The sequence below is a fragment of the Nostoc sp. genome (assembly GCF_036916985.1).
In the GTDB taxonomy this organism is placed as follows: domain Bacteria; phylum Cyanobacteriota; class Cyanobacteriia; order Cyanobacteriales; family Nostocaceae; genus Nostoc.
On sequence record NZ_JBALFD010000054.1, the window covers coordinates 57,288 to 69,248 of the forward strand.

At 40.4% G+C, this 11,961-nt stretch carries 7 protein-coding genes; 5 read left to right on the forward strand and 2 right to left on the reverse strand.

Features of this window, described 5'->3' with window-relative positions; translation table 11 throughout:
- Positions 1-180 precede the first annotated feature (180 nt).
- On the forward strand, positions 181-2,325 hold the full coding sequence (locus V7L07_RS18580) for a peptidase domain-containing ABC transporter (protein WP_335060270.1): 2,145 nt from the start codon (positions 181-183) through the stop codon (positions 2,323-2,325).
- 1,159 nt (positions 2,326-3,484) lie between these two features.
- Entirely contained in the window at positions 3,485-4,306 is an 822-nt protein-coding gene (locus V7L07_RS18585) for an SDR family NAD(P)-dependent oxidoreductase (RefSeq protein ID WP_335060272.1), read from the forward strand.
- A 178-nt stretch (positions 4,307-4,484) separates the two neighbouring features.
- On the opposite strand, the gene V7L07_RS18590 is transcribed toward V7L07_RS18585, so the two are convergent.
- On the reverse strand, positions 4,485-5,741 hold the full coding sequence (locus V7L07_RS18590) for a ScyD/ScyE family protein (protein ID WP_335060274.1): 1,257 nt from the start codon (positions 5,739-5,741) through the stop codon (positions 4,485-4,487).
- A gap of 437 nt (positions 5,742-6,178) precedes the next feature.
- Between V7L07_RS18590 and V7L07_RS18595 the strand changes: the two genes are divergently transcribed.
- The 3 genes from V7L07_RS18595 (at position 6,179) to V7L07_RS18605 (ending at position 10,165) form a co-directional block, all read left to right on the forward strand.
- Complete coding sequence (locus V7L07_RS18595) at positions 6,179-7,675, forward strand: glycosyl hydrolase family 57 (RefSeq protein ID WP_335060276.1); 1,497 nt, start codon at positions 6,179-6,181, stop codon at positions 7,673-7,675.
- Between the two features lie 245 nt (positions 7,676-7,920).
- Positions 7,921-9,078, forward strand: coding sequence for an FIST signal transduction protein (locus V7L07_RS18600; RefSeq protein ID WP_335060278.1), 1,158 nt, complete (start codon positions 7,921-7,923; stop codon positions 9,076-9,078).
- Between the two features lie 7 nt (positions 9,079-9,085).
- Positions 9,086-10,165 carry a sensor histidine kinase gene (locus V7L07_RS18605; RefSeq protein WP_335060279.1) on the forward strand — a complete coding sequence of 360 codons (1,080 nt, stop codon included), beginning with the start codon at positions 9,086-9,088 and terminating at the stop codon, positions 10,163-10,165.
- Between the two features lie 368 nt (positions 10,166-10,533).
- Here V7L07_RS18605 and V7L07_RS18610 read toward each other — a convergent pair whose 3' ends face one another.
- Positions 10,534-11,892 carry a sensor histidine kinase gene (locus V7L07_RS18610; RefSeq protein WP_335060281.1) on the reverse strand — a complete coding sequence of 453 codons (1,359 nt, stop codon included), beginning with the start codon at positions 11,890-11,892 and terminating at the stop codon, positions 10,534-10,536.
- Positions 11,893-11,961 lie beyond the last annotated feature (69 nt).

The window sequence follows — 11,961 nt, forward strand, 5'->3', positions numbered from 1 at the left end:
TTTTAAGATAACTAACGTAAGTTTCTGGTTACAGCCCTCTAAGCATCAAAATCCGATATTCTGTGTAAGTATTAAAACCATACTACGACTTAACTAGGGGCTAAATTTTTAACAATGCAGGGATAAGACCCTGCTATTTTTTTGGTTTTGTCACGATGTTTTTAGATACTGGAGTGCGAAATGAAATACCAAGTTGTTGCACAACATAGTGAAGAAGATTGTGGAGCTGCTTGTCTTGCTTCCATTGCCAAACATTATCAGCGCAACTTTACACTAAATCACATCCGAGAAGCGGTAGGTACAGGCCAACTAGGAACAACATTGTTGGGATTGAGGCGGGGAGCCGAGGCCCTTGGCTTTAATGCACGCTCAGTCAGAGCGTCAAATGAAATATTAGACCAGATGAACCAAGCACCACTGCCAGCAATTATTCACTGGCGAGGAACTCACTGGGTTGTTTTATATGGTCAAAAAGGTAAGAAATATATAGTAGCTGACCCAGCATTTAACATCCGTTATGTCTCTAAAAAAGAGTTAATGGAAGGTTGGTCAGATAAAGTGATGCTTTTACTGGAGCCAGATTCGGTTCGCTTTTATGCTCAACCCGATGATAAAATAGATGGCTTTGGGCGTTTTGTGCGGCGTGTATTGCCTTATCGAAGCATATTATTCGAGGCTTTTCTCTGCGCTTTAGTTATCGGTCTGCTTTCATTAGCTTCTCCCATCCTAATCCAAATTCTAACTGATGATGTACTAGTTCGGGGTGACACCCAGCTTCTTGCTGCTGTGATTATTGCCGTTGTGGCGATGAATCTTGTGTCAAGTAGTCTGCAACTAGTTCAATATAATCTGATTGCCCATTTTGCCCAACGGCTTGAGTTAGGATTAATTCTAGAATTTGCTAGGACAATCTTGCGGTTGCCTTTGACTTACTATGAATCGCGTCGCAGTGGCGAGATTGTGAGTAGATTGCAAGATATTCAACAAATTAATCAACTAATTTCTCAAGCAGTTATTAGTCTGCCAAGCCAATTATTTATTGCAGTGGTTTCTTTAGGTTTCATGCTGTTCTATAGCTGGAAACTTACCTTAGTTGGTGTGATTATTGCGATTGTAATGAGTTTGTCTACGATTATTTTTCTACCTACACTTCAACAAAAAATCAGAGGACTATTAGTTTTAGATGCAGAAAACCAAGGTGTTCTCGTTGAAAGCTTTAAAGGCGCATTGACAATCAAGACTACTGCTGCCGCTCCGCAATTTTGGGAAGAATTTCAGAACCGATTTGGTCGTTTAGCAAATCAAACATTTCGCACAATTCAAATTGGAATTATTAACGTGATATTCTCTAGGCTCGTTTCTAATATTGGCAGTATTAGTCTGATTGGTTTTGGCAGTATTCTGGTTATTAGTAAAGAACTTAGCATCGGTCAACTGCTGGCATTTAGCGGGATGAATAATAATTTTTTAGGATTCATTGGGACTGCGCTCAACTTTATAGATGAATTCACTCGTGCCAAAACTGCGACGCAGCGATTAACAGAAGTTATCGATTCTACACCGGAAAATCAAGGCGATACTAAAAAACCTTTTACGAAGATTCCTAGTAATGCTGATATTAGCTGTACAAATCTCAACTTTCACTACCCTGGGAGGCTAGAGTTACTGGAAGATTTCTCCCTAACTATTCCTGGTGGTAAAGTTATTGCCCTAATTGGTACATCCGGCTGTGGAAAAAGTTCTCTTGCTAAACTAATTGCAGGTTTATATACACCTAATTCTGGTAACGTTCGTATTGGGATTTATAATCTGCAAGACTTAGCCCTTGATTGTTTGCGACAACAAGTAGTCCTTGTTCCACAAGATGCTCATTTTTGGAGTCGCTCTATTATTGAAAACTTTCGCTTAGGTTCTCCTCACGCCACCTTTGAGCAGATTGTGGCCGCTTGTCAAATTGCTGAGGCAGACGATTTTATTAGTAAACTACCTGAAAAATATCAAACTGTATTGGGTGAATTTGGCTCAAATATTTCTGGTGGGCAACGGCAAAGACTGGCTATAGCAAGAGCCATCCTTAACGATCCACCAGTTCTAATTTTAGATGAATCAACAGCTGGACTCGATCCTATTAGTGAAGTTAAAGTTTTGAATCAGTTATTGTCCCATCGCCAAGGCAAAACTACGATTCTGATTAGCCACCGTCCGAGAGTAATTTCCCGTGCTGATTGGATTGTGCTACTAAATCAAGGTAAATTACAAATTCAGGGGACTGTGGAAGATTTGCGTACCCAACCAGGAAACCATTTAGACTTTTTAAACCCTTAATTAAGCTGATGCGCTTTTTTTAACGTGAGTTCGACGAACTTCTTCCTGCCTTGAACTAAAGTTCAAGTCCGTCCCTCTCCGACTCGGAGAGGGACGGTTTTGCGTAGTAAAACCAGGGAGCTTAGTTCGATTTGCAAATTAGATGTTTTTAGCTTATCTATCTTTGCTGGAAATGAGTCGATTTAACCGTGGGGTAGTAATTACTGATTACGTGAATTTACGGAGTAAGACTTTAGACATAATTATCAATTAGGAATCATGTTAACTTACATTTAGATCCCCGATTTCTCTAATAAATCGGGGATCTTATTGTTCGTGAATGATTGAAGTCTGCTATAGACTAGGCAAGTCTCAAGCATTACTTTGATGAACTCAAAGCTAAACCTAAACACATTACTATTTGTTCTCAAGTTTTAGCAGATAATTTCAGACAACAATTTAGCCTTCTTTGATTATTTTCAAGAAATAAAAGCCATCAAACTTACTTTTCAAGAAAACAGTAAATATACTGTTGCAATTATATGAGTTAGTTAGAGCTTCTAACTATTGCAACCATTAGCCAAAACACCATATAGCAGGGAACAGGAAACAGATTTGAAAGTCTCTTGGTATATGGCTTTTTTATTAAACTTTGTACCTCATTTACCTGAAATCTGCTGTATGTCTTTTTTGTTTCTAAGCTATGAATTTTCTCAAAATAAGGCTATTTGTCAGGAAAGTGAGACATTTGTACTGAGGGATTCATAAAAACTTATTTAATAAAATCTTTTGTATATATATACTTGTTGTTAAGAAGTATTAAGAAATTCTTATTAAAAAATATTGCAATACCTTGATTTAATTGCTAACGTGTGTATGACAACGATGCTGATGAACGCTCGGATCTAGGAGAAATAAAATCTATGAGCTATACCTATTCAGCCAAGTGTGTTAGGCTTTGACGGGTTCAAAACGAGAAATTTCTGCCTCATATAGACAACTATGAGTGATTGCAGATTAACCAAGAAATGTCTCATTGCTAAAGGCTTACTTTCAGTTTGATTTCAATTGTGATTGATTATTTGTCTTACTTTGTGCCGACAAGCAAGTAGCTCTTGCTTGTGTGTATCGGTAATTAACGAAGAGTTTGGTAAGACTTAAATTTTAGAGGATAAAACCAATGGAGATTCAAGGTAAAGTTGCCCTAATAACAGGGGCTTCGCGTGGGATTGGACGAGCGATCGCTCTGGAACTGGCGCAACAAGGCATCAAGCGGATGATATTGGTAGCACGCGATCGCCGCAAGTTATTGGAGGTAGCTAGCGAAATCGAGGCGATGGGTACGGAAGCTGCGATCGTGCCCTTAGATTTGACTCAAACAATTGAAGTAAATATCGCTGTTGCCCAACTATGGCGCAATTACGGACAGATTCACCTGCTGGTTAATTGTGCGGGTGTCGCATACCAAAGCTCGTTTTTGCAATCTAAAATGCCCCAAGTTCAAGAAGAACTCTCTGTGAACTTGTTAGGAATGTACAACCTCACTAGTCTGATTGCTCGACGCATGGCTAGCCAAAGACAAGGGACAATTGTCAATGTATCGAGCCTGATGGGGAAAGTGGCTGCACCAACGATGGCGACATACTCAGCAACCAAGTTTGCCATCTTAGGATTTACCCAAGCCTTGCGCCAAGAACTAGCTGAACACAATATTCGCGTCATTGCATTACTGCCTTCTCTGACAGACACAGACATGGTGCGCGACTTAAAATTATTTCGCTGGGTGATCCCCATGACTCCTCAACAAGTAGCTAAAGCACTCGTCACCGGAATGCGAAATGATTCACCAGAAATTTTAGTTGGATGGCAAAGTCATTTAGCCGTGTTATGTCAACGCCTCGCCCCTTGGTTGTTAGAGCTAATTTTACGAATAGCAACTCCGCCAGCACCAAGAAGACAACGGCTGATTGAAAAACTGATCCCTTCGCGTAGTGTCTCGTAAAAAAGGGGAGAAGCCGAAGGCGATCGCTGACTCAACACTCAGCATTTCTGAACAAACTTGTCCGAAATCTTCAGTCTTTGGGGATTTCCAGAAATTAAATTATTCAATTTTGGGAGCGAAGATGATCATTAAATTCTTCCTCCCCTGCTTCCCCTGCGCCCCCTACTTCCCCTGCTCATCAAAGCGTTCGCGTAGCGTCCCGCAGGGATGGGATTATTCTTTTAGTTAGAAGTCGTTTGGCTTTACCCTTGTGGAACAAAGTAACGCTCACAGTGCCAATAAACGCTAATAAGCTGAAAGTAGAAGTAGATTCAGGAACAGACTTGGGATTCTCAATTTTGATAACTTGTCCAAGTCCAGGGCGATCGCCTCGGTTTGTCACATAGATAGCACCATCAGCACCAATAGTCAAAGCAGTAGGAGACTCTAATCCATTGCCACTAAGAATAGTTGTGCGAGTCCCATCCCTCGCGATTTTAATTACAGAACCATCTAGATTACCTTTCCAAAGTGACTGATTAGCGTACTGCAAAGTATATAAATTACCCTCAGCATCAAAATCTAAGTCAGTAAGTTGGGTAAAGCCATCGGTATAAACTGTTGGTTGACCATCAGCACCAACTCGATAGATTTTTGCTCCACCTTCTGGAAAAGGAAAACCAGTTAATTGGCTAATATAATAAGCACCATCTGGGCCTTTGGCGATATTTGTGGGTACTGCTTGGATTTCAAATGGCGATGAGGATGCGCCAGAGGGAAAAACTGGATTAGTTAATGTCTGCCGGGGAATTGTGGCGATCGCATTCAAATTACTTCCATCAGTCCCTACCCTGAGTAACTCATTAGCACCAGTATCAACTGCAACAATATTATTTCCATCTAAAATAAGAGAGAAGGGATTGCTAATTAGGTCGCCTTGATCGGGATTATTTGCAAGTTCATAATTAGCTAAATCAGCAACACTAGTCCAGGAATTTGTATTGAAATTAGCAGTGATGATTTTTCCTAAGTCAGTGTTACCTAATGCGGCGCGAAATGTGGGATTTGAACCATATCCAATTGCAATATAAGGCTTGCCAGTAGCATCAAATTTGATATCTTGAGGCCCAGAAGTATCAGTACCATCTGGTAATGCTAAAGAAGGAAGTCCTGTAAGTATACGTTGTTGCGTACCATTTCCAATTCTGGTGACTGCACCAGTTGTGCCATAACATAAAGATTGGTTTGCAACGCTCGGTGAAGGAACACAAGCTCCGCTGCCGCCTGTTCCTGCTTCTGTGACGTAGAGACTTCCATCAGGGCTAAAAGCTAGACCCCGTGGATTATTAAGACCATCAGCAATCACCGAAAATGATGCCGCCTCTGCTGCTTTCATTCCTGAAAAAGCAGCAATACAAACACTCACAAATGTAATTCCAAATTGTTTTATTTTCATTAGACCTGTCCTAAAATTAAATTTGCGTAATAAAAGATAGAATAGAAAATTGTATCTTGATAAAGACTAATATTTACTGTGTATAGTTTCTGTGGATTTTACACCTTCTTTAAAAGAGGGAAACAGATTCAAATCCAGAAACCCAGATGAAATCTGAATTTCTTAATTTCGAGTTGTATCATACCATTTCCAAAAATATTTACAACATAATGAATCGGCTGTAGGGGCGTACATCTGTACGCCTCTAGCAACAAAATTAAATAGATTGCTGTATATTTTCCAACACTTTTTATACAAGTGGAATATCCAAACTGTTGAATTATAGAGATATTGGCGACTACAAGGCGATCACAGTTTGCATCAATACATAAAGTTGCAGATCAGAAATTGCTGTGCGATCGCATAATTAGACATACCTTGTTTCGGAGCAACCAGAAATGCTTTCCTTTCCCACAACTCTGACTCCTTTGCCCGAAATCATTGATGGCTTGCCGAATATTTCTGGTTGGGAAACAGAGGTTCTCTCTGTAGTTAACCACGATCAACCAGTATTTTTACCAACAACGAATATCCGCTTAGAAGACGTAAATGCTGTGTTTGCGATCGCTTTACACATGCACCAGCCAACTATACCTGCTGGAAATGGCGGTACACTGATCAGCAATCTGCAATATATGTTTGAACATCCTCATGAAGGGGATAACCATAATGCAGATCCTTTTGCCCATTGTTACAGCCGCATGGGTGACTTGATCCCCGAACTGGTAAATCAAGGTTGCAATCCCCGTGTAATGTTGGATTACTCTGGTAATCTTCTCTGGGGACTACGGCAAATGGGACGCGGTGATGTTCTCGATAATCTTAAACGGATTACTGGGGATCGCACCTATCAACCTTATGTAGAGTGGTTGGGTACAATGTGGAGCCATGCAGTTATTCCGTCCACACCCATAGCAGATATTAAATTGCAGATCGTTGCATGGCAGCATCACTTTGCGGCAATTTTTGGCTGGGAAGCACTAGCGCGAGTCAAAGGATTTTCGCCGCCAGAAATGCACCTACCAAATCACCCTGATGCTCTCTTTGAATTTGTAAAAGCACTGAAAGAATGTGGATATCGCTGGCTACTTGTTCAAGAACATTCTGTAGAAACTCTTACTGGTCAATCTCTCACTCATAAACATTTACCACATCGTCTAATTGCCCGTAATTCTCAAGGTGAAACAATTAGCATCACAGCTTTAATTAAAACCCAAGGTTCCGATACTAAATTAGTTGCTCAGATGCAGCCTTATTATGAAGCAAAAACATTATCCAAACAACAAATTGGCGGTATATTTGTACCACCAATAGTTAGCCAAATTGGCGATGGCGAAAATGGTGGTGTGATGATGAATGAATTTCCTAGCGCTTTTAAACAAGCTTGGGGGGATATGGTAAATAATGGTGGAGGAAAATCAGGTGTTGTTGGGGTGTGTGGTACAGAGTATTTAGAATTAATCGAAGCTGCTGGATGCAAACCTGAAGATTATCCAACTTGTCAACCAGTGGGACAATATCAAATTTGGGAGCGAGTTTCACCGGATAATAATCAACCGGAAGCTGTAGAGAATGCTATTCAAGAATTAAAGCAAATAAACTCTAATTTTCATCTGGATGGAGCCTCATGGACAAATCATATCAGTTGGGTAAAAGGATATGAAAATGTGTTGTCTCCGATGTATCAGTTAAGTAGTTTATTCCATCAAAAGTTTGATCCATTGCTGCAAACTGACTCAGCAGAAGCGATCACAAAACAGTCTCAATACCGTAACGTTCTTCTACATAACCTTTTGCTGCAAACCAGTTGTTTTCGTTATTGGGGACAAGGTGCTTGGACTGATTACGCGCGGGAAATTTACCAACGTGGCGAAAATTTATTGCAGATGAATTAGACATCTCCGAAAAAGAATTGTTTTGACGTAGCAGTGCTACGTCTCTATAAGGGTTCTGGGTAACACATATTTAATTTCTGGAGATGTCCATTGAACTAAGGACTGGGGATTGGGGACTGGGGAGATAAAAAGTCAGGTGAATTGAGATTTAGTGCAAGTAAGTGGGAAATCTAAGTGTAGGTTGCTGGGTGCTGAGATCCAAATTGGATCAGCTATCTGGTCTTTAAACTTACAATGAGGTAGTTGTGTTTCGAGTTGTTGTTGGCCATAGCGACGATCCTGATTCTCAAAATGCGATCGCAGAAGTTCTTCAAGAATGTACCCGTTCTCTTGCCGGCTCCCTTCCCCAAGCTGGAATTTTATTCACTGCTATAGATTTTGACCATGCGTTAATTTTGCAACGCATCCAAGATGCTTTTCCCGGAATTGAGTTGATTGGTGGAACTACAAATGGAGAAATCTCTTCAATTCTGGAGTTTCAGCAAGATTCTCTGACCTTAATGCTGTTTGCTAGCGATGAAGTGGAAATTCACTCAGGTATTGGCCGAGGAGTATCCAAAAATCCAGCCCTTGCAGCCCAAGAAGCGATCGCCCAAGCTAAGGTAAAGAGTGCATCTGTACCACAATTGTGCCTTACCTTCCCGGATAGTCTAACCAGCAATGGGGTTTTCATTGTAGAAGCTTTAAAACAAAGCCTGGGAGAACATATTCCCATCATTGGGGGAATGACTGCCGATGACTATACCTTTGACAAAACCTACCAATTCTTCCAAGGTGAAGTATTGAGTGATTCAGTTCCAGTACTACTATTCTCTGGAAAACTACTATTTTCTCACGGAGTTGCTAGTGGTTGGACTCCCATTAGTCAACGTAGCCGTGTAACTAAAGTGGATGGCAACGTCGTCTATGAAATTGATGGACAGCGTGCCTTAGATTTCTATCGGCATTATCTCGGTGAAGAAAGATTTGCATCCAATTATGCCATCTATGCTCTGGCAGTTTTTGAGGATCAAAATCATTTCTATTTACGGGCACCTAATGGCTACGATCAACAGTCTGGTAGCGTGAAGTTCTTCTTAGATATTCCTGAGCAGGCAGTTGTACAAATCACCGATGCGACTCGTGACAATATTCTGTCTGCTTCGGAAACATCTTTGAAAAATGCTATTGCCGATTATCCTGGTGTGGAACCAACAGCAGCATTACTTATTTCCTGTGCAGCCCGTCGGCGAATTCTGGGAACTTTAGCAAGAGTTGAATATCAGCTTGTCAAAACTCATTTACCAAAGGCATTACCTTGTTGTGGTTTTTATGCTTATGGTGAAATTGCTCCTATAGTGGGTGGAGGTCAAACCCAAATTCATAATAAAACGTTTGTAACACTGTTAGTAGGGACAAAATGAGTAGTGTATGGATAACCAAGACAATTCCATACAGATCCAAGAGTTGGAAAAAACAAACCGCATCTTGCGGAAAAAGCTGGAACGCAGCGAAAATGAACGCCGCCAGCTAGAAACTGACATTGAAACAAAAGAGTTTTTACTTAAGAAAGTCATTTGTGAGTTAGAAGACTCTCAAATAGACTTGCAGCAAAGAGGCCAAGAGTTAGAAAATACCTTAGATAGTTTGCATAAAATGCAGGCTCAAATAATTCAAAGCGAAAAGATGTCTGCCCTTGGTCAAATGGTGGCTGGGATTGCTCATGAAATCAATAATCCCGTTAGCTTTATTTATGGAAATCTCGGCTATATCAGCCAATACACCCATGACTTATTGCGACTTGTCCAGCTTTATCACCGTTACGTCCCCAACCCACCTGCTGAAATTCAAACCGAACGCAAAACCATCGATTTAGAGTTTCTAGAAAAAGACGCAATTATGGTATTGCACTCAATGAATATCGGGACAGAGCGGATTCGAGAGATTGTACTGTCACTGCGTAACTTCTCGCGCCTGGATGAAACTGAGTGCAAAGCGGTGGATATTCATGAAGGCATAGACAATACTTTGATGATTTTGCAGCACCGCCTGAAAGCCACTGATAAAAGCCCAGGGGTTCAAATTATCAGAGAATACGGCAATTTATGTCATGTAGAGTGCTACGCTGGACAGCTAAACCAAGTGTTTATGAATATTCTAGTAAATGCGCTCGATGCCCTCGAAGAATTCAATACTAAACGAACTTATCAGGAAATCCGCGAGCATCCCAGTTTGATTGCAATTCGTACCTCTGTCGTTGATTTGCAATGGGTAAAAATTGCGATCGCAGACAATGGCTCTGGAATTCCTGAATCGATTCAAAAACAGATTTTCAACCCCTTCTTCACAACTAAACCTGTTGGAAAAGGGACAGGAATGGGCATGGCTATCAGCTATCAAATCATCACCGAAAAACATCGCGGTAAGTTAGAATTTTTTTCGATACCTGGAAAAGGAACGGAGTTTGTGATTCAAATTCCTATCCAGCAGGAAGGTTGTCCAGTAATCTAACACAACTTTAATTCGTAATTCGTAATTCGTAATTTGTAATTCGTAATGGGCTGCGCTAAGGGACTTCTAAATAAAAAAATATCCAATTAACTCTTGTGGGGTGGGCGTCTCGCCCGCCCTATAAACTGGGCAGGCAGGATGCCCACCCCACAATATTGGATAATTTAACGTGAGTTCGACAAGTCTTATTTGACCTCTCCCCCAACCCCTCTCCGACACGGAGAGGGGAGCAAAAAGCTTAATTTTTCGTTGCTCCTCCCTTTCCGTTTCGGAGAGGGAGGTTGGGAGGGAGAGGTTCATCGAACTCACGTTAATTTATATTTCTTGGAGTTCCCTAACGTAATTCGTAATTATTAATTCGTAATCAATCAAACTAAAGGCAATAAAATTTCAAATTTTGTACCTATATCAATCTGAGAATGAAAACTCAATTTACCGCCATGTCTCACAGTGATAATTCGGTAACTTACTGCTAAACTAGTATTTTTACCATTTTTTGTATCAAGAGAAAAAGACTCTGTAATTTGCTGTTGTAATTCTTCAGACATTCCAGAGCCATTATCAGCAATGCGAATTAAAACCCAGCGAGAATCTGGTGCATCTGGATTATTTGCTTCTTGTGATATCACTTCTGTGGTAATCTCAATTCGGGGTTTTTGAACAGTCTTTGTCTCTTCTAAATTTAACTGCTGTCTCACTGCTTCATTGAGTAAAGTATCGACAACTTCGCTTAAAATATTCATTAAAACCTGGTTTAACTGCCCCATAAAGCAATAGACTGGGGGCAATTGACCATAGTATTTGACGATTTCGATTTCTCCTTGAAGACGACTATTAATTAATAAAATAATGCTATCTATACAGGCGTGTAAGTCTACTGGTTTTGGGAAAAGTTCATCAATATGACAGAAGTTTTGCAAGCTAGTAACGAGTTTTTTTAATCTTTCCGCTCCCGTGCGAATACTAGCAAGCGATCGCGACAAATCTTGTTCTAAAAAATCAAATTCAATTTCTTCTTTAATTTGATTAATTGCCGGAGAAACTGATGGTAACTCTTGATCGTAAGCTGCTATCAATTTGAGTAAATCTTGACTGTAGTTTGAAACATAAATTATGTTACCCCAAATAAAACCCACTGGGTCTAAAACTTCGTGGGCTACACCGTCTACCAAACGCCCCAAATTGGCCATTTTATCATTTTGAATCATTTGGGCTTGACTGCGTTCATACCGAATCAGATTGTCGATTCCTCGAATTTGCCAAGAAATAATATTCAATTCTTGGACATCTAACAATCTATAAGCACCAGATTCGGTTTGTACTACAATTGGTTCTGCTAATAATTCTGGCGATCGCTTTAGGCTAAGTTGCATTGTTGTTAAAATAGATGTTGTATCAGCAACTAGCAAAATCGGTGTCCGCGCATAGCTGTAGAGAACAGCTAATGATTGCTGAACAAATAACTCTTGTCCGAATGGGCGAATCAAAAATTCGAGTAATCGCCGCCGCGAAATCATTCCAATGAACTCTCCCTGTTCTACCAAAATTACTCCTGGTAGCAGAGGATATTTTTCCAAAAAACTAGCCACTTCTATACCAGTGTGGCTGATTTCCACCGAGAAGTTGTACATTGGTAGCTCTTGAAGGCTTGAATCTAAATCAAGATCGCGATCGCTACCAAGAGACAAAAATGGCGGTGAAATTTGGTAACTGAATTCTTCTGGCACTAGACACCCTAATTTTTTCAAAGACAGGTAAACAATAAGTTAATATTTTACATTCTGCCACTCTCAAAA